This is a genomic window from Microcoleus harperi Pol14_C6 (assembly GCF_036701295.1).
Taxonomy (GTDB): Bacteria; Cyanobacteriota; Cyanobacteriia; order Cyanobacteriales; family Microcoleaceae; genus Microcoleus.
Window position 1 is genome coordinate 1 of the sequence record NZ_JAUBQN010000030.1, and the last position, 18074, is coordinate 18074.

The 18074-nt window shown below is 42.7% G+C and carries 14 protein-coding genes; 6 read left to right on the forward strand and 8 right to left on the reverse strand.

What is annotated here, in order from left to right; translation table 11 throughout:
• Positions 1-412: 412 nt before the first annotated feature.
• Together QUA27_RS19205 and QUA27_RS19210 are read left to right on the forward strand one after the other, a co-directional pair.
• Positions 413-943 carry a peptidoglycan-binding domain-containing protein gene (locus QUA27_RS19205; protein ID WP_333069768.1) on the forward strand — a complete coding sequence of 177 codons (531 nt, stop codon included), beginning with the start codon at positions 413-415 and terminating at the stop codon, positions 941-943.
• Between the two features lie 233 nt (positions 944-1176).
• Positions 1177-2247 carry a patatin-like phospholipase family protein gene (locus QUA27_RS19210; protein ID WP_333069770.1) on the forward strand — a complete coding sequence of 357 codons (1071 nt, stop codon included), beginning with the start codon at positions 1177-1179 and terminating at the stop codon, positions 2245-2247.
• Between the two features lie 278 nt (positions 2248-2525).
• Here QUA27_RS19210 and QUA27_RS19215 read toward each other — a convergent pair whose 3' ends face one another.
• Both QUA27_RS19215 and QUA27_RS19220 read right to left on the reverse strand, forming a co-directional pair.
• Positions 2526-4235, reverse strand: coding sequence for a pentapeptide repeat-containing protein (locus QUA27_RS19215; RefSeq protein WP_333069772.1), 1710 nt, complete (start codon positions 4233-4235; stop codon positions 2526-2528).
• 427 nt (positions 4236-4662) lie between these two features.
• Positions 4663-5079, reverse strand: a complete 417-nt coding sequence (locus QUA27_RS19220; RefSeq protein WP_333069856.1) for a hypothetical protein — start codon at positions 5077-5079, stop codon at positions 4663-4665.
• Positions 5080-5334: 255 nt separating this feature from the next.
• Here QUA27_RS19220 and QUA27_RS19225 point away from each other — a divergent pair, with 255 nt between their 5' ends.
• The 3 genes from QUA27_RS19225 to QUA27_RS19235 all read left to right on the forward strand — a co-directional run bounded on the left by QUA27_RS19225 (position 5335) and on the right by QUA27_RS19235 (position 8474).
• The gene (locus tag QUA27_RS19225) at positions 5335-7104 is read left to right on the forward strand and encodes a S8 family peptidase (protein ID WP_333069774.1); all 1770 of its coding nucleotides are present in this window, start codon (positions 5335-5337) and stop codon (positions 7102-7104) included.
• A complete protein-coding gene (locus tag QUA27_RS19230; RefSeq protein ID WP_006634386.1) occupies positions 7101-7322 on the forward strand; it encodes a hypothetical protein in 222 nt (73 codons plus the stop codon). The genes QUA27_RS19225 and QUA27_RS19230 overlap by 4 nt, the downstream gene beginning before the upstream one ends.
• 789 nt (positions 7323-8111) lie before the next feature.
• On the forward strand, positions 8112-8474 hold the full coding sequence (locus QUA27_RS19235) for a hypothetical protein (RefSeq protein WP_333069775.1): 363 nt from the start codon (positions 8112-8114) through the stop codon (positions 8472-8474).
• A 275-nt stretch (positions 8475-8749) separates the two neighbouring features.
• Here QUA27_RS19235 and QUA27_RS19240 read toward each other — a convergent pair whose 3' ends face one another.
• Positions 8750-9067: a hypothetical protein gene (locus tag QUA27_RS19240; RefSeq protein ID WP_333069777.1), complete on the reverse strand. Its 318-nt coding sequence runs from the start codon at positions 9065-9067 to the stop codon at positions 8750-8752.
• A gap of 138 nt (positions 9068-9205) precedes the next feature.
• The gene (gene cysC / locus QUA27_RS19245; RefSeq protein ID WP_333069857.1) at positions 9206-9814 is read right to left on the reverse strand and encodes an adenylyl-sulfate kinase; all 609 of its coding nucleotides are present in this window, start codon (positions 9812-9814) and stop codon (positions 9206-9208) included.
• Positions 9815-10096: 282 nt separating this feature from the next.
• Between cysC and QUA27_RS19250 the strand changes: the two genes are divergently transcribed.
• Positions 10097-13090 (forward strand): glycosyltransferase, encoded by a 2994-nt coding sequence (locus QUA27_RS19250; protein ID WP_333069778.1) that lies wholly within the window; start codon positions 10097-10099, stop codon positions 13088-13090.
• 434 nt (positions 13091-13524) lie between these two features.
• Here QUA27_RS19250 and QUA27_RS19255 read toward each other — a convergent pair whose 3' ends face one another.
• The 4 genes from QUA27_RS19255 to QUA27_RS19270 all read right to left on the reverse strand — a co-directional run bounded on the left by QUA27_RS19255 (position 13525) and on the right by QUA27_RS19270 (position 17994).
• Positions 13525-14367 (reverse strand): WcbI family polysaccharide biosynthesis putative acetyltransferase, encoded by an 843-nt coding sequence (locus QUA27_RS19255; protein ID WP_333069779.1) that lies wholly within the window; start codon positions 14365-14367, stop codon positions 13525-13527.
• 282 nt (positions 14368-14649) lie between these two features.
• Positions 14650-15255 carry a sulfotransferase family 2 domain-containing protein gene (locus tag QUA27_RS19260; RefSeq protein WP_333069781.1) on the reverse strand — a complete coding sequence of 202 codons (606 nt, stop codon included), beginning with the start codon at positions 15253-15255 and terminating at the stop codon, positions 14650-14652.
• 123 nt (positions 15256-15378) lie between these two features.
• Complete coding sequence (locus tag QUA27_RS19265) at positions 15379-16065, reverse strand: FkbM family methyltransferase (RefSeq protein WP_333069783.1); 687 nt, start codon at positions 16063-16065, stop codon at positions 15379-15381.
• A 30-nt stretch (positions 16066-16095) separates the two neighbouring features.
• A complete protein-coding gene (locus QUA27_RS19270) occupies positions 16096-17994 on the reverse strand; it encodes a tetratricopeptide repeat protein (protein WP_333069785.1) in 1899 nt (632 codons plus the stop codon).
• Between the last annotated feature and the right edge of the window lie 80 nt (positions 17995-18074).

Sequence of the window (18074 nt, forward strand, 5' to 3'; positions counted from 1 at the left end):
TCAAGTTCGAGCGCCCGAATTCAAGTTCGAGCGCCCGAATTAATATTATAAGTAATTACCCGAACCTGATATAACTCGTCCGGTTGCCAATAGTCAAATTATTTGGTAGTGCGCCCGTTCAATAGGAGGCGATGCTTGACGATAAAGTTTAGACAACTCTTCTTTCTGAAGTTTGAGGAGACTCCAACTTTAGAAGTTTAGGCATAACTTGTCCTCGTTGCACTCTTAAGATTCTTTCAGAATATCATTCCGGCGCAGCCGGAAGAGAAATTAACAGTTAACACTGGGACTAACTCAAACCAGTGACACTCAAATGAGTGACACTCCAAAAAGTGACTGTGCATTCACAAATCCCGCCAGTTATACCTGAAATATCAAAGACTAAAACTTAAATCTTGAGAGAAACCACATTATGTATACCGAAGAAAGAAGCTTGAACAATGAAACTATGGCTCTTGTCGCCGATACTACTGCTCAATCAACTCTGGCATTTGCTGAAACCACTGGAGTAAACAAACCCACTTTACAAATGGGTTCAACAGGTCAAGCTGTCAAGGAACTACAACAGCTTCTATATCATTGGGCTTATTATTTCGGGCCGATTGACGGTATTTTCGGCGTCCAAGTTCAAAACGCGGTCAAAGGCTACCAACACCGCGTCTTTTTAAAAGAAGATGGGATGGTCGGCCCTATCACTTGGGAAGCCCTATACTCTGGTGCACCTGTGAATATGCCAGTAGTTATGAAGGGCAGTTCTGGCAATGCTGTTAAAATTGTTCAGAATGTATTGAAAATTAATGGATACTATTTCGGCTCCATTGACGGATTCTTCGGGACGATGACAGATGTAGCAGTGCGACAATTGCAACTCAGCAACGCTTTACCGCAAGATGGAATTGTCGGCTACAGAACTTGGCACGCCCTCAGCAAGTTACCGCACTAATTACGGGTTGGATTCATATAAATTCCGGTTGCAAGAGCGAAATAATTGTTGACCGTTGACTGTTGACTGGCGGCTCTAAAAAATAAATTGTTGACTGTTAACTGTTGACTCGATTTTATTATTCCGATGCAACCGAAAACCATATGATGACGTTGGTTGTGGGTATTTTGATGCTGTATGAGTTTGTTTCATTTCACTTGATAATTTAAGCAATCTCTAAAGGAGTAAACGTGATGGCTACTAAATTCAAGAGAAGAATTCTATCAATTGATGGTGGTGGTATTCGGGGTATTATTCCTGCGATCCTTCTCAACTACATTGAAGAGCGCACAGGAAAACGCATAGCAACAATGTTTGATTTTATTGCAGGCACTTCAACAGGAGGCATTTTAGCACTTGGTTTAACTAGAAAGAACTCAGACTCTAGCATCAATCGTGAGCCAGAGTATACCGCTGCCGAACTTGTAAATTTCTATCGAAAATATGGACAAAAGATTTTTAATGAGTATATTCCACTGGATTTTGATGATTTGTTACAACCCAAGCACAACCCAAAAGGTAGGCAACAAGTTTTAAAGGATCTTTTAGGTGAAGCTAAGGTTGAAGAGGCATTACGAGAAATTTTTATCCCGAGCTATGATATCGAACTCAGAGCACCAATTTTTTTTACAAGCAATCGGGACGCAGAGGAAATTAAGAGTTTTGAGAGCCGGAAAGTATGTACCGGATTCAAAATGTGGGAAGCAGCAATGGCAACGTCTGCTGCACCGACATTCTTTCCACCCTACCAACTCGAAACGGGACATCATACCGATGAGGGATATTACGCTTTGGTAGACGGCGGAATTATTGCAAATAATCCTTCCTCACTTGCAATGATGGAGGCGATGATTTCTTACAAGAAGAAGACTGGTGAAGAACTACAACGTACTGAGACCCTTGTTGTTTCTTTAGGTACGGGCTCACTAACTAAGAAATATAAGTATAAAGAAGCAAAAAATTGGGGTCAACTAAAATGGGCTATTCCCTTAATTAACGTTGTTCTAGATGGCCAAAGCGAATCGGTTGCGTATGAACTCGATCAGCTAATGGTGACTAAAGGAGATAAAGAAAATAACCGAAACTACTATCGTTTTCAACTTCAATTGAGTAGCGATAATGGTCACGATCAAATCGACAACGCAAGTCCCAGTAATATTGAGTACCTAGAGAACCGAGGTGAAAAACTGATTGAACACAGTAAGAAAGATTTGGATGAGTTGTGTAAGCTTTTGAAGGAAGACACTGAACTATATTCTAATTAACCGCACCGTTAAATCGAGCTCTGGTTGGAGAATTTTTAATGGGGGTAAGATTTTGTGTGTATTCATTCCCACAAAAGGGCATCCCAAACCGCACCGCTTTCCCCATTACCGAACATCGATCGCAATCCGAAGCCGTTAGCCGTTTTCTCCCGCCTGAGCAACTGTTCCCGAAACACCGGGTCTTGCTTGGCTTACTGTACAATGCTGGCAATTTCCGACGCAGAAGAGCAACTGCGGGTATTAGCCACTCTGTGGCTTTAAGGGTTAACAATTAACTGTTAATAATCGCTCAAAAGAGCGATCGCATACCGCACCGCTTCCCCCATCATCGAACAACGAACGCGCTCAGACGCCGTTTTCTCCCACGCGAGCAACTGTTCCCGAAAAGCCGGGTCTTGCTTCGCCCGCTGCACGATCGCCTGACTGATGACTTTCTTTTGAATCTGCTCTGTTGGGATACCTTGCTGCTTCAAATAATCCAACAGCCGCTGCACGCTTTCGGAGAATTTATCCGGCGTCTGAGACATCAAAATAAACGAAATTTGGCGCACCATTCGCTGGTAGATTTCCTGTCTTCTGAGCAACATCTCCTTGTGGCTCGGCTCCCCCGCCTCTGCACTGTTAGTAGGAACAGCCAAGTCGAGCAAACTCAAAATTTCAGCGCCCTTGGCTAAAACCTTTTCCAACATATCTGGATAAAGCTCCAAAATGCGATCGCCCAAAATCTTGCCGTTCACCAAACGGTTCGCACTCAGCCGCAGTAAACTTTGTTCTCCCGCCGACTCAAAAAATTGAACGTTCAACTTAAGTTCGCGGCTCTCCAACTCCACTCGACGCAGCGTAAAAACCAAAGCCTCCCAATTAGGAGGTTCATCAAAACACACCTTCACAATAGAACTGTCCTCTTGATGCTGCCGCCCCAATTCCCCAGACTCAAAATCGCGATCGACCGGAAAGCGAGTTGCTGCCACTTTCGCAGTATAATCAAACTGAGTAAAAACATAATTGCAGTCAACTCTCGACAGATCGACATCTTGAACTTGCCAATTTTGAATGCAGCAACCCGTAAGCTGCGCCCCCTCCAAATTCGTCCGAATCAAACGGCACTCAATCAAACAAGCTTCTCTTAAATCCGCCTCACCCAACATCGCATCCATCAAATAAGCGCCACTCAAATCAGCTTTCCGCAAATCAGCACTTCGCAAATTAGCTTCGCTCAAATCTGCCCGCAACAAATACACTCCTTGCAGGTTAGCTCGCAGCAAAAGCGCCTTCTTAAAACTCGCTTTCAATAAATAAGAACCAGCCAGATTAGCTCGACTCAAATCAGCGTTATCCAGCACCGCCTCAGTCAAATCCGCCCCTGCCAGCACAGCTCGGTGCAAGTCAGCGCCCGTCAGATTTGCCGATCGCATTTGAGCGCCATTCAAGTCAGATTCAATCAAATTTACACCGATTAAAATTGCCGATCGCAAATTCGCTTCCACTAAATGCGCTTCCCGCAAATTAGCACCCGTTAAATTAGCACCAACAAGACTGGCGCGGTTGAAATTCGCCTCCATCAATTCCGCCGCCATCAACTTCGCGCCGTCGAGTTTAGCCCCAGCAAAATTAATCTGGTCAGATTTAACTCCTTGAAGATTAGCACCGCCCAAATCCGCTTCCGGGAACGCGGCCCAATTGAGTTCTGCTGCTGCCAAACAAGCAAGGCGCAAATCCGCTTTAGCAAGATTTGCCCCGCTCAAATTTGCCCCGCTCAGATTCGCCCCAGCCAGCCCCGCACTGCGGAGATCTGCACGGCGCAAACAAGCCCCTGTCAACTTGGCATTGCTCAAAAAAGACCAGCTCAAATTAGCACCGGTCAAGTTAGCACCAGTGAGGTCTATTTCTCGCAGGTTAACACCGCTTAAACTAGCGCCGCTGAGGTCAATGTGACCAAAGTTGCGCTCTCCCTGTTGATAGCGCTGTAAAAATTCTTGTGTTTGCATTCCGCTGATTGGGGGGCTGGCAATTTAGCTGTTTTAGGACGCGCTGGTCAATAACTTTAACTCTAAGGTGTGTACGGAAAACGATCGGGCTAGGCACGGGGACACTACTCCTACTACTTACTGCAAGAACTCATGTCCTCCGGGTGATCCGTGGGTACTTTACCCCTATAGATAGCAGTTCAAAGGATTTGCTGCCTAAGTTCTATTTCTACTACCAGTTTTACAGACTTTTGTAACTTAAAGCAGCAGAGTTAACATCTTATACGCTGGGAGGATCTCATATTTGTAAAAACACTTCTTTTGGCTCCTTCCTTCTGAGTCTTTCCTCCTGCCTCAAAACTCCTGTCTCCTGCCTCAAGACTCCAATTTATAGATTGGTTGCTTTCATTGAGATGCTCCCTATACCCTGCCCCGCCGGAGAGTGTTTTTACCTAAAGCGCTGCAATTCTTGCTGCAAGTGTTTTCCCCATTTAGTCGCTAGAGTAATTTCTGTAAAAGGAACTTGCACCGCAGGAGCATCTTTCAACAAAAATTCGAGGGCGATTGGACTTCCCGAATTTGGAGGTGACTCTAAATCAACTGCCTGAGAGTTGATTAACAACCGCAGCGACTCAACGTCTTTTAAAGAAAAAGTTTGCAAATTCACAGGTCCGCTGCGAGTAGGTTTTCCCCAAGTTAAACAGTCTTCTTTTTGACCGAGTACAGCATAAATATCGTACTTGGCTTTAGCAAATTGCTCGGCCCAGACGCGATACGCTTCTAGCTTTTGATACTCGTTCCATCCAGCCCAAGCCAGAGAAATAAAAATTGCCAGCAGCGGCAGCCACATTAAACCTCTTTCCATGCGATACCCTTGTTGAAAATACTCGCTTGTTCTGTGTGTCATCTTCTCTAATGATACAATTAATTGAACTCCTCAAACTTGCTCTGCAATTTAAACTATAAATTAGAGCAATTTTGGTTCTAGCAACAGCCACTGCCAAAAACTACCAAACGCTCGCGTGGGAGATATCCACAAGTCGCAGCAAGGAAAACTGGCGCTGGCGGTGAAAATTGGGTTATTGTGGTGAACACGCCTTCCCTAAACGGACGATCGGCAATGAAAAAGTTTTTCCTTCTGTGCTTATTTTTAATCGGGCTCGGCTGGGCGATTTCTAATTTCCCAGGACTTGCTACTCAAGGCACTTACGACTCGATTGTGCTGGATTTCCGCGAAGATTTGGGTGCTGCTGAGATTGCGAAAGAAGTAAATGCGATCGCCCAACAGTACCAAGTCGCACCGCAACTCAACAGCGAATTCTCAGCGGCCGACAATGTATATGTAGTTAAGGGCGATCGCACTTTGCTAAACGCCCTGAGAAAATCAAATTTGGCTAAGGATACCGAATACATTGAACCGAACTTTGTCTACAGCGCTTTTGAGATTCCCAACGATCCCATGTATACCAAGCAGTGGAATCTCCGCAGCATCAACGTAGAATCTGCCTGGAACGAAACCAAAGGCAGCGGCACAACAGTAGCGATAATTGACACGGGTATTACTCCAGTCGCTGACTTAAAAGAAACCAAATTTGTACCGGGCTATGACTTTGTAAACGATCGCGCCGAGGCCTACGATGACAACGGCCACGGCACTCACGTCGCAGGTACAGTCGCCCAATCAACTAACAACAATTACGGCGTCGCAGGCATCGCCTACGAAGCAGCTTTAATGCCGCTAAAAGTGTTAGGCGGCAGCGGTGGCGGCACGGTTTCCGACATCGCCGAAGCGATTAAATTTGCTGCTGACAACGGCGCCGACGTGATTAACATGAGTCTCGGCGGCGGCGGTGAAAGTCAGTTAATGGAAGAGGCGATCGACTACGCCCACTCTAAAGGCGTTGTCATCATCGCAGCCGCCGGCAACTCCGGCGACAGTTCCGCTTCCTATCCCGCCCGCTATCCCCACGTCATCGGCGTTTCCGCCCTCGGCCCCGACGACGAAAAAGCCTCTTACTCGAATTTCGGCGCAGGGGTTGATATTGCAGCCCCCGGCGGTTCAGAAATGGGCAAGATCCTGCAAAGTACGATCGACCCGGAAACCGGCGCCGAAGTCTTTGAAGGCTACCAAGGCACTAGCATGGCTTCTCCCCACGTTGCCGCCGTTGCAGCCCTTGTCAAGGCTTCCGGCATCACAGAACCCGACGAAATTCGCAGCGTACTCTTGCAGTCCTCGCGAACTGTCACTGAAGATCCGTTAAACCATTTTGGTTCAGGACACCTAGACGCAGCCGCAGCAGTTCAGCTAGCCCAGCGCGGACAAATCAACTTCCGCGATTTCTTCCGCTGGCTGCGCGATAACGGGTATCTCAACCCCCGCTTTTGGATTGACGGCGGTGCAGTCGCCCTGTTGCCTAAAATTGCAATGGTGCTCGGTTCTTACCTGCTGGCTTTCTTTTTGCGGAATTATTTCCCCTTCGCCTGGACTTGGGGCTTTTCCGGCGGTTTAATTGCTGGTAGTTCTGGGTTCTTTTTCCTGCGGAACTTGTTTGTATTTGACTTGCCGCAGTGGCCGCTGCGGGTGATGGGCAGTTCTATTCCCGAACTCGGCGGCGCAATTAATGGCAGCAGTATGCTGAATCCCTTTTTTGCTAGCGTTTTGATTCCTGGGATTTTGATTGCTTTGCTGTTGGGACATCAACAGTGGAAGTGGATCGCGATCGCAATTTCGATCGGTTTTGCCAGCAGTTTAGCGGTCAATGCTTTTGTCTCTCCCGCAGTCTGGGGATTGGGAACTGGTTTTATAGCACAAACATTCTTGATTGTCAATGCTTTACTGTGTTTTGGATTGGCACGTTTAGCAATTAAAACAGAGGTACGATCGGCATGAGTATTACTGTCAAAGGTGTAATTGAACGCAAAGGATTGGGTCCCGGTACTTGGGCTTTGGTCGGCGAAGATGGGGAAACTTACGAACTTAAGGATGCTCCTTCTGATTTGAAAAAAGCTGGCTTGAAAGTCAGTGTTAAAGGTGAAGTGCGTAAGGATGTGATGACTTTTGCTATGATCGGCCCGGTTCTTGAGGTGCAGTCTTTTGAGGCGAATTAGCCTAATTGGTTAAGGCAGCTTTTGAGCTAAAAAAAACCCCGGCCAAAATTGGCTGGGGTTTATTAATCAGGGTGCATCTACTAATTTAATCTCCCGCCTCACACCACCTCTGTCAGGATACTTTGGCAGAATGTGCGAAAATTGGCGGCGAGGGCGTAAGATCGGCAAAAAAAAACCCCAAACCAAAATTGGTCGGGAGTTAATTAATCAGGGTGCATCTACTAATTTAGTCTCCGGCTTTACACCACCTCTGTCAGGACACTTTGGTAGACTTTGCGGAAATTTGTGGCTCAGCTTGCGATCGGCAAAAAAAAACCGGCCAAAATTGGTCGGGAGTTAATTAATCAGGGTGCATCTACTAATTTAGTCTCCGGCTTTACACCACCTCTGTCAGGACACTTTGGTAGACTTTGCGGAAATTTGTGGCTCAGCTTGCGATCGGCAAAAAAAACCCGGCCAAAATTGGTCGGGAGTTAATTAATCAGGGTGCATCTACTAATTTAGTCTCCGGTTCGAGGTGCACCTGTTCCGGACAGTTTGGGAAAATTTGCTAAAATTCTTGCTTTAGGGTGCGATCGAAAAAAAAAACCCCAAACCAAAATTGGTCGGGAGTTAATTAATCAGGGTGCATCTACCAATTAAGCTTCCTGAGAATTCGAGTGCCATCCGGACAACCTCAAACTTTTTCAGCATCACCGTCGATACAGCAAAAAAAAAAACCCAAACCAAAATTGGTCGGGAGTTAATTAATCAGGGTGCATCTACCAATTAAGCTTCCTGAGAATTCGAGTGCCATCCGGACAACCTCAAACTTTTTCAGCATCACCGTCGATACAGCAAAAAAAAACCCAAACCAAAATTGGTCGGGAGTTATTTAATCAGGGTGCATCTACTAATTTAGTCTCCCGTCTCACAGCACCTCTTTCAGGACACTTTGGCAGAATTTGGGAGAATTTGTGGCGAGGGCGTGCGATCGCAAAAAAAAACCCGGCCAAAATTGGTCGGGAGTTATTTAATCAGGGTGCATCTACTAATTTAGTCTCCGGTTCGAGGTGTACCTGTTCCGGACAGTTTGCGAAAATTTTGGAGAATTGGCGGTTTGGGGTCCGATCGCAAAAAAAAACCGGCCAAAATTGGTCGGGAGTTAATTAATCAGGGTGCATCTACTAATTTAATCTCCCGCCTAAGGGCACCTCTTTCAGGACACTTTGGCAGAATTTGCGAGCATTTGTGGCGAGGGCGTGCGATCGCAAAAAAAAAACCCGAACCAAAATTGGTCGGGAGTTAATTAATCAGGGTGCATCTACCAATTAACCTTCCTGAGAATTTGAGCGCAATCCGGACAGTCGGATCAAATTTTTCAACAGGGCGATCCCTTGAGGATACGCAAAATCTGAAGTACAGAGTTGGGGGGCGATCGCTTGGTATTAGCGACGCTTGTTTTGATGGGAAGGCGGTTTGACTGGCTCTTCTGTGTTTAAGTAGTATAAAAGTCCGATACCGCCCCCGATGAAGATAGCCACTGCTATCATCATAGCAACTATTATTTGCGATCCTGACGAGAACAAGATGTGAATTAATCCCAGATAAGGAACCCCCAAAAGAATAGCAATAACTATTGTTTTTAAGGATTTCAAATTAATTTCTATTTCAAGATGGTTGTATGATATTCCTTGAAATTTGTAGGGGTCTGTAGATTTATTTAAGGGTTCGGGAGGGGGTACAAAAGGTTTTTGAGATGGCATACTGTTTTTTTGATGGTGGCTGACTGAGTATTTTTATTTAAGTTGCTGTCAATCCTGCGGATTTTGGGGCGATCGCTCACCCCAACAGATAGATAATCTAACTTCAACCCAAAAGCCAAAAAATCAACAGATGAACGTTTAAAGTTGAGCAGAAGATAGGGCAGTGCTGGCCCAAAACACTTCTAATTTATCCATCACTTTAGCTACACTCTCTGTTACGGTTTCCCGATCCGTGAGGCATTCTACTGGCGGGTGCAAGGGTGGTTCGTAAGGATCGTCAATCCCAGTAAAACCTCGAATTTCACCGGCACGAGCTCTCTTGTACAGTCCCTTCACATCTCGCTGTTCGCAAACTTCGAGGGGAGCTTTCACGTAAACTTCAATAAAGTTACCAATTTGGTGTCCGACTTCCTCTCTGACATCGCGGTAGGGTGAGATGACTGAAACCAAAACAATTACACCGTTCCTGGTCAAAAGATCGGCGACAAAGCCAATGCGGCGGATATTTTCATCGCGATCGGCTCTGCTGTAACCTAAATCTCTGGTGAGACTTTTGCGGACGATATCGCCATCTAAAACTTCTACTTTGTATCCCTGCCGCCGTAAAATTTTGGCTAGTTCAGTAGCGATCATACTTTTGCCAGATCCGCTTAAACCAGTGAACCATACGGTAATGCCATCCTGTTGCATATATAATTCCTCCCTTAAAAGGTAATGTGTTCTGTGCCAGTTAACTGTCGATAAAATCGTGTATTTGTGGCTGGGGAACTGGGGCTCGGTTCTTTATAGTTATTCTTTCGGGGGTTAACTGTCCGATCCGGGTTAAATTGGGCAAGGATGCGGGTTTGGAGTTGTTGTGGAGAGGAGAAAGAGGCGCGATCGCACTTCTTAATATAAAAATTAACAGCTTATTTCCGGTGCGACATTCCCAAGTTTGGTATTAAGTTATGAGCTTTACAGTTAATCCTTAGCAATTTCATGTGCGCTGCCACCGGAACACACAGGTGGAGCGCCATTATCCCAACACCTATGCCAACACACACCCAAACACCGATAGTTAGCGTAATTATTCCTGTGTATCAAGGCGATCGCTTTCTTGCTGAAGCTGTAGAAAGTGTCCTAAGCCAGACCTACGCAGGCTATGAAGTGCTTGTAATTGATGCTGGAGCGACAGAGAACAGTCGCGAGCTTTTACATCCATACATAGCTACAGAACGTATCAATTATATTTACAGACACAACAAAAATCTGTCATGGATGCGCGAGTACGGGGTGCAAATCGCTAATGGTGATTTTGTCATTTTTTTAAATCCATATGACTTTCTCCAGCCAACGACATTGGCAGATGTGGTTGCTTGTTTTGAAGAGCAACCGTCATTAGGTATGGTCAGGAGCGGTTTCCAGATGGTGGATGCTCAAGGTAATATCCTCTCACACATAGAATTATGGAAGCAATTTCCTGAACTCAATTTAGAAACATGGCTGCTTCATAAACCCGTGAACCTCAGTACCATAATGTTTCGCCGAGAATGGCTGGAGGAGATGGGTAAATTTGATGATCAATTTGAGCCTATAGAACATCTAGATTTAATTTTACATCTCGCTTTAATGGGCTGCCAAGCAGCTTGGTTGCGCCAAATCACAGTATGTTGTCAGGACGGTGAAATTTCAGAATATATCAATATCGATCAAGTTGAAAAAGCCTTAAACAGCTTATACAAAAAGTTTTCCATGCGTCAAGATGTACCCAGTAAAATAGTCGCATTATCCAGTCAATTTCGTTACGAAGATTTGGTATGGATGTCAGGACTTTGCTATCAGAGAGGTCATTTCAAGGAAATGGCTAATTATTTGCAAATATCTTTAGCACATACTTCCTTGTATCCTACTGAAATACTGTGTGATTGGATTGAAAAATTGATAAGTTATGCTGATTTTTATGGCAAAAAAAATACTTTAAAAAATCTGACTCAATTACGTGAATGGCAAAGTTTAATTAATTTAATCATTTTCCCCAAAAAACCTTTTTATCCTCACCTGACGCAAGTCACAAGTAACTCCATCGTTAAAAATGCTCAAAATTTAATTTACAAAACATATGAAGATTTGACTGATTATCAAGAAAATTTTACAATTTTTCAACTCTCAGAGCAAAATTTTGAAGATTTGGGAAGATATTTAGAATCTCTCCAAAAATTGTCCTGCACAGAAGTTCCCAAAATTTCAATTATTACTTCCGTGTTTAAAGGTGACAAATATATTGAAGAGTTCCTTAAAGATATTGTAAATCAAACGGTATTCCCTCAATGTGAACTAATTTTAATTAATCCAAATTCTCCTGGCAACGAGGAACCAATTATTATAACATACTTGAAAGAGTATCCCAACATTGTTTACAAAAAGTTAGAGTACGATCCGGGGCTGTATGAAACTTGGAATATGGCGATCGGGATGGCTCGCGGTAAATATATCACCAATGCTAATTTAGACGATCGCCACGCTCCTCAACATATTGAAAAACATCTTGAATGGCTAGAACAACATCCCGAATGCGATGTTGTTGCTGCGCCTGTTTTAGTTACTAAGGGAATTAATGAAACCTGGGACTGTCATACAGCTTATAATATCTGGCATAAACAATTTTTTCATGGAGGAGATGAATATTCTGGCATCCAAGAGTTTTTTCAGTCAGAATTAGACCAAAATGGGGTCAAAACAGGTGGAGTAGAATCTAATAATTTCCCTCACTGTATGCCTGTTTGGCGGAAGAGTTTACATGAAAAAAATGGATATTTTGATGAGTGTGAATACGGTACGAGTGCTGATTGGGAATTTTGGTTGCGCTGTGCAGCCAATGGCGCCAAATTTAAACTGCTAAAAGAACCTTTAGGGCTGTATTTAGAAGATCCTAATTCCCACAACAGAACTTACAAAAACAAGGAAGAGTGCGAAAAAAAAATTATTAATAAGTACCTAAAATTCGCTATAAATAATCTCGTTTATATTAAGATAGAGACGACAGATGAAAATGGTACGCAGAGCAGTCAGGCTTTGGTATCTTACCCCAAACTGATCGATATGAGTGCTGCCTTGAAATGTAATTATGGGAATCACAGGTCAGGGTGGGGTTATGCTTTACACAGCTTAAGCCCTTTGCACAACGATCTGGGAATTGGGGTCGATGGTTTTGTAGAGAAAAAGTTTGTTTGGGGAACTGACCTGGGCGATCGTACGAATAACCCAAAACCCTATAAAAAACCCTGGATTGGATTTATTCACGTCCCACCCTATGTCCCAAGATGGTTTCAATCAGAACAGGCACCTAAAAAGATTTTCTCTACTAAGTTGTGGCAAGAAAGTATAGAATACTGCCGGGGTATTTTTTGCTTGTCCGAGTATCATAAAGCTTGGTTGGAAGAACATCTTGATGTGCCGATATCCTGTTTGTGGCATCCCACAGAAACTCCAGATATTAAATTTTCTATGGATGCTTTTCTAGCCAATCCTCATCGCAAGCTTGTCCAAATTGGCTGGTGGTTGAGAAAGTTACACTCCATCTATTATGTGCCCACCCAAAAACTTAAAAAAGCTATTTTGCGATCAGGTGAACCTCACATCGAAGAGATGTTCTTTACTGAGAAAAAGATATTAAATATGCAACTAGACGAAAGTTATGTCGAGCAAATTAGTTACTTACCAAATACTGATTACGATCGTTTCCTCTCCCAAAACGTTGTGTATGTAGAATTTTACGATACAAGTGCTAATAATATTATCATTGAGTGTTTAGTCAGAAACACCCCGATTTTAGTTAATCCTCTTCCTGCTGTTAGGGAATATTTAGGAGAAGATTACCCGTTTTATTTCCACGACTTAGAAGAGGCTGCAAAGAAAGCTGACAATATCGGGTTAATTGAGGAAACACATAATTACCTAAAGTCTCATCCTATCAAGGAAAAATTAACATCAGAATATTTTTTTCAGTCCTTTGCTGAGTCAGCAATTTATAGAAATTTACTGTAAGTGGAAGGCAGCCTTCCTTGGTCTATCGAGAAACCTCGCGATTCATCGCGGGGTTGATTAAGGCTGTTGTTCCCTTTTGTAGGACTCGCTTCACGGTTGGAGTGTGTCCTGGATTGCCTAGTATCAAGACTCAACAGAACTAAAGTACGCAGGAGGTAATTCACGGTCGCAAACTCCTGGCAACAAAGTGGGTTGCCAAAGTCGAGCAAAACCACCGAATGCGGTTCCAAACGCCTTTGGCAGCAAGTGGTCGCATCTAATGCTACATGAGCTGGTCAGTCTGGTTTTTGACTTCAGAGTATGATGGATCGCGATCGTCCCTGGTCTCGATGCCAGCCCCGAACGAGGAGCGTATGCTGTCCTTGCGTTTTCGGTTTAATTAGGTGGAGCTACTTATTGCTCTTGAACTTGGAAAAAATCTTACAGTAACTGTATCAAGTATATTGCTTCATATACTCTGATAAATACTCATTAAAAGTAAGCTTTTCCTTAGAAAAATGCAACTTATATAGACTATCAAATGTCATAAATTTTAGATTTAATGCTGTGATTACGCTAGGATAGATAGGCAGTTGATAATTACCTGATATCTCACTCTGATGTGCTTTTGATAGTGGTGCAATACCGAGAATTTCTAAAATTTGATTAGTTACATAAGTAGCGATCATGTTAGATGGATGATTGGGAGTATGAAATAAGTAATAATTTTGATAATTTTTTGTGATAAATTCCGACACTTTGATATCAGTTAATAATTCACGCTCCTTCAACTTCTCTATTGTCTGGTCTATATTATCCAACAATTTTTTTTCATCATAGAAGTCGATTCTGTTTAGTTCTTGCATGATTTTATTTTTTTGTATAGAGTCATTGCTAATCGTGTTAATCACATTATAATCACCATAAGGAAATTTACCATAGGGATAGTTTTGATCCGGTTTATTAACTGGATTCTCGCAGAATTGTGGCCAATAACCCTTAAAGTATATGTAAGGAAAAGCAATTTTAATGCAATCCGATGGCAATTTATTCAATATGTAATCGGTACTCTGATTGCCATAACTTTTGTCTAGTGGTTGATAGATAAATAGTGAAGTTTTTTCAATAATTTCCTCAGAAATACTAATTTTGTTCTTGATGGCATTAAAATTGAGTAAAGGGGGTGATATGTCATATTCTTGGGAAAAATCTTCTGATAGCTTCAAGTGAGCATCAAGTAGATAAAATTGACAATTACTATAAATTAAACACGTCTTTTTTGATGTTTTATCGTTCATAGGTATCGTAGCCTCCTAATTTTGGTTGCGTACACTTAAGTTTTCAGCAATATTTACAGTTAAATCTTATGTCCAGATAAGTAGGTAGGCGGGATTAAACTGAACCATGTCAAAGTATGTAAACAGGGCTAAGTCAGCCACTAGAGGGCTAAGGATACTTTACAATAGTTTACATAGTTGCGTTTTACAGCGCCTATCTACTTATTCTTCGAGCTTGTAATTAGAAGACTGGAAAAATCCTGGACAATTTCTGGCGTATAGCTTCATCTCCAACGAGACAATCTAGAATTCATAGCCGCCGTACTCTATATCAAACTTAAAGACTTTGGCAATCATCTCTTTTGTTTGTTCATCGTAATACTCTGAGTATTTCTTGTGAGAAGTTTTATTTAGGTGAGGGCAATTCAGTTTAATTCCTAACTGAGAAGCTACTAAATCTAAATCACAATTAAGATTTTCAACGCGGACTACATAATCCACCATATTATTACCATTTTCGTCTAAAATAAAGTTTTGTAGTGTATGGAACCAAGCCATATTTTCCTTTAACACCCATTCTTTAAATGACATAAGTTGTTGAGGTTTATAGTCGGGTGAATTGTGCCAAAACGCGAGGCCATTAATATCTACCTTATTATAAAAATACAGTGAAACCGCCATGTCCCAAGGATTTCTCAAGCTGGTAAATTTGAAATAGCTGTTAAAATCCCACCCCATATCATTGAAATGTTTTTTTAATTGTCTCAAGGTTGTATGATGATAGTAAGGGGAGTAAAAATCTTCGTCACTGAAGATATCACTGTGAGCGTCTAGGGCTTGGCGGATACTCTCACTAGCAGACTTAGGCTTAGATATGTAAATAAATTTATGGTGGTGTGAAATTCGCATGGCAATTTGTCTCCAAAAATCTCTAGGTACAATCTACTTCACTTCAATCAATACAATATCCCGCACAATTATATGTTGATCAGGCAGTTGCCTGATCAAGCTTTAGGCAAAGCAGTCTAACTCCTAAGCAACTAAAAATTCATTCAAGTAGTATTTTTCCCAAGGCCTATTCGGATTAAAAGGATTTTGAACCTCCCTATATCCATTGACCGTCAATAATTCTTTGAGAATGGGATGATTAGCTATACTTGTTTCCAAGGTTAAAGCCAAAAAACGATATTTTTCAAAAGGAAAGATAGATAACGCATTCAGTTCACTACCCTCTATGTCGAAAGCTGCATAATCAATAACTTGAGGTGCATTGTGCTTGTCCAGCAAATCTTCAAGGGTCATGGAGTTACGAGTGACTGACTTCCCTTTAGTCAACACTTCCTTGGTTCTCTCGATTACAGACTGACCAACTTGAGGGTTACTAGCCATTCTTTCCAGTGAAATTTTGATGCCACCTAAATATGGACTTATAGAATCATCGCCACCCTCTACATAAGTCACTTCACCTGTTTGATAATGCAAACATACTTGTTCGCATATGCTGTTGGGTCGATTTTTGACTAACTGCTCATAAAACTTTTCATTTGGTTCTACACAGATGCCTGTCCAGTTAAGTTCTTTCTCAAGCACATAACAACTACTACCCCCGATCCCATTAGCAGCTCCGGCTTCTAAAAAATAACCATTCTGCTTGTCAGGGAATACACACTCTACTATCCATTGATCGTTGTTGCATTCATTGTAATACTTTGTAGCCATGAGTCGATTCTCCATAAATTCCGTAAAAAACTACAAGCCGAGTTGAGCGACACGCTCATAAACAACAATGGCTTCTTCTGTCTTACCTTGCTTGATCAGAACTTCGCCTAGTTTTTTGCAAATAGTTGCAGAGTTAGGATTGAGTTCTCTAGCTCGACGGTAAGCCTCAATTGCTTCATTCCACCAATAATCCTGCTTCCTGCAAATATCCCCCAATGCGCTGTAATATAAGTCTGAATTAGGCTCTAGCTTAATAGCCTCTTCATAGTAATACTTGGCTTCCGCTTGCTTTCCTTGTTTTTCCATCAAAATTCCCAAATGATAATAATACCTGGGTTCTGTAGGATTATTATTAACTGCATGATAGTAACACTCTATCGCTTCTTCCCATGCAGCCTGCTTTTCGAGAGCTTGGGCTAATCGAAAAGAGATTTCAGAGTTTTTCGGTTGAATCATGAGGGCAGCTTGGTACAAAACCAGAGCTTGATTTAATTGATTTTGTCTAATTAGAGTATTCGCTAACTGTAAATACATTTCCGGATCGTCTGGCTTAATTGCCAAGGCTTTGTGATAAATCTTGGTGTTGTCGGGCTGAAGCTCGATCACCTGACAATAAGAACTGACAGCTTCCTTTAAGTAACGATGACCTAACTGTTGCTGCAAGTCGGCCAAATGAGCGTAAACCTCTGGCAAATCAGGGTTGACAGCTATCGCTCGCCGATAACAGGCAATTGCTTCCTCTAAAGTCTCCATTTCCGTGAAAGTTTCTCCTAGAGTGCAGTAAGATTCTACATGGTCTGGAATTAACTTAATTCCTGGTCTATAAGCATTAACCGCTTCTGCAAGCTCGCCTTTTTGCTTAAGAGCATTGCCCAAATTGTAATAAGACTGAAAGCAATCTGGGTTAATAGCAACAGCATGGCGATAGGCAGTAATTGTTTGTTCCAAATTGCCTTTTTCTTGCACTAACTCTGCTAATCTGTGGGGAATCTCCCAAGGATTAGATTGAGCTGCAATGTCTTTTTCCTCAACTCCAGCTAATTCCCACAACTGATGCCAACTGTCTTGGCTTTCCTTTTGCGCTAACAAACGCCCTAACTTGTTTTCCACTCCAAGCATATCCGGTTGAATTTCCAGAACGCGGTGGTAACACGCGATCGCTTCCTCTACTAATCCTTGTTGTTGCAAAGCATCTCCTAAATGAAGGTGAACTAGGGGCAAGTTAGGCTCCAATTCGGCGGCGCGACAATAACAAGCGATCGCCTCTTCCCACTTCTCCAACTTCACCAAAGCATCCGCCAAATTATAGTGAGACCAATGGAAGCCTGGGTTTAACTCGATCGCCCTTCCATACGCCACCGCCGCCTCCTCCCACTTCTCCTGCTTAATCAGCACATCCCCTAAATTATTGTGCGACCAAGAAAAATCCGGGTTAAATTCGATCGCCAGACGATACGCAGCAACCGCCTCATCCAACCTGCCTTGTCCTTGCCAAAGATCCCCCAAATTATGATGGACTCCCCACAAATCCGGCTGAATTTCGATAGCTTTTTGATAAATTATTACTGCTTCATCTAACTCGTCATTTTTAACAAGAGCGTCTCCCAAACTTTGGTAAATTGCTGCTGAATTAGAGTCTAAATCTAAGGCTTGGCGATAGGAGGCAATAGCCTTACCCCACTCTCCTTTCTTGGCAAATGCTTTCCCTAAGCTGTAGTGCGGTTTAGCATAATTGAAGCTAGCATTAACTATGCTGTGACTGGAGGAACCTTGATCTTTCTTCCTATCTTCTTCATTAACTTCTGAATAGGTTCTTTTTAAAGCCAAGGATTGCGAGCTGAACAACTTGTCAATTGATTTGCGCGTGAGCAATGAATCGGGATGGTTGTTAAGAGGAAAATCTATGATATTATTGGCTTCGCTGTTCATACCCTATACCTGCTAAAAATTGAGACAGTCAAATCCTTGTGAGTTATTATTCTGTTCGCTCAATCAGTAACCGGAAAGTT

Excerpts from the sequence above, each read along its gene's own strand:
- QUA27_RS19225 (WP_333069774.1), top strand. The coding sequence starts at position 5,335 with ATGAAAAAGTTTTTCCTTCTGTGCTTATTTTTAATCGGGCTCGGCTGG.
- QUA27_RS19220 (WP_333069856.1), bottom strand. The coding sequence starts at position 5,079 with ATGGAAAGAGGTTTAATGTGGCTGCCGCTGCTGGCAATTTTTATTTCT.
- QUA27_RS19250 (WP_333069778.1), top strand. The coding sequence starts at position 10,097 with ATGCCAACACACACCCAAACACCGATAGTTAGCGTAATTATTCCTGTG.
- QUA27_RS19260 (WP_333069781.1), bottom strand. The coding sequence starts at position 15,255 with ATGCGAATTTCACACCACCATAAATTTATTTACATATCTAAGCCTAAG.
- QUA27_RS19210 (WP_333069770.1), top strand. The coding sequence starts at position 1,177 with ATGGCTACTAAATTCAAGAGAAGAATTCTATCAATTGATGGTGGTGGT.
- QUA27_RS19215 (WP_333069772.1), bottom strand. The coding sequence starts at position 4,235 with ATGCAAACACAAGAATTTTTACAGCGCTATCAACAGGGAGAGCGCAAC.
- QUA27_RS19230 (WP_006634386.1), top strand. The coding sequence starts at position 7,101 with ATGAGTATTACTGTCAAAGGTGTAATTGAACGCAAAGGATTGGGTCCC.
- QUA27_RS19270 (WP_333069785.1), bottom strand. The coding sequence starts at position 17,994 with ATGAACAGCGAAGCCAATAATATCATAGATTTTCCTCTTAACAACCAT.
- QUA27_RS19205 (WP_333069768.1), top strand. The coding sequence starts at position 413 with ATGTATACCGAAGAAAGAAGCTTGAACAATGAAACTATGGCTCTTGTC.
- QUA27_RS19265 (WP_333069783.1), bottom strand. The coding sequence starts at position 16,065 with ATGGCTACAAAGTATTACAATGAATGCAACAACGATCAATGGATAGTA.
- QUA27_RS19240 (WP_333069777.1), bottom strand. The coding sequence starts at position 9,067 with ATGCCATCTCAAAAACCTTTTGTACCCCCTCCCGAACCCTTAAATAAA.
- QUA27_RS19255 (WP_333069779.1), bottom strand. The coding sequence starts at position 14,367 with ATGAACGATAAAACATCAAAAAAGACGTGTTTAATTTATAGTAATTGT.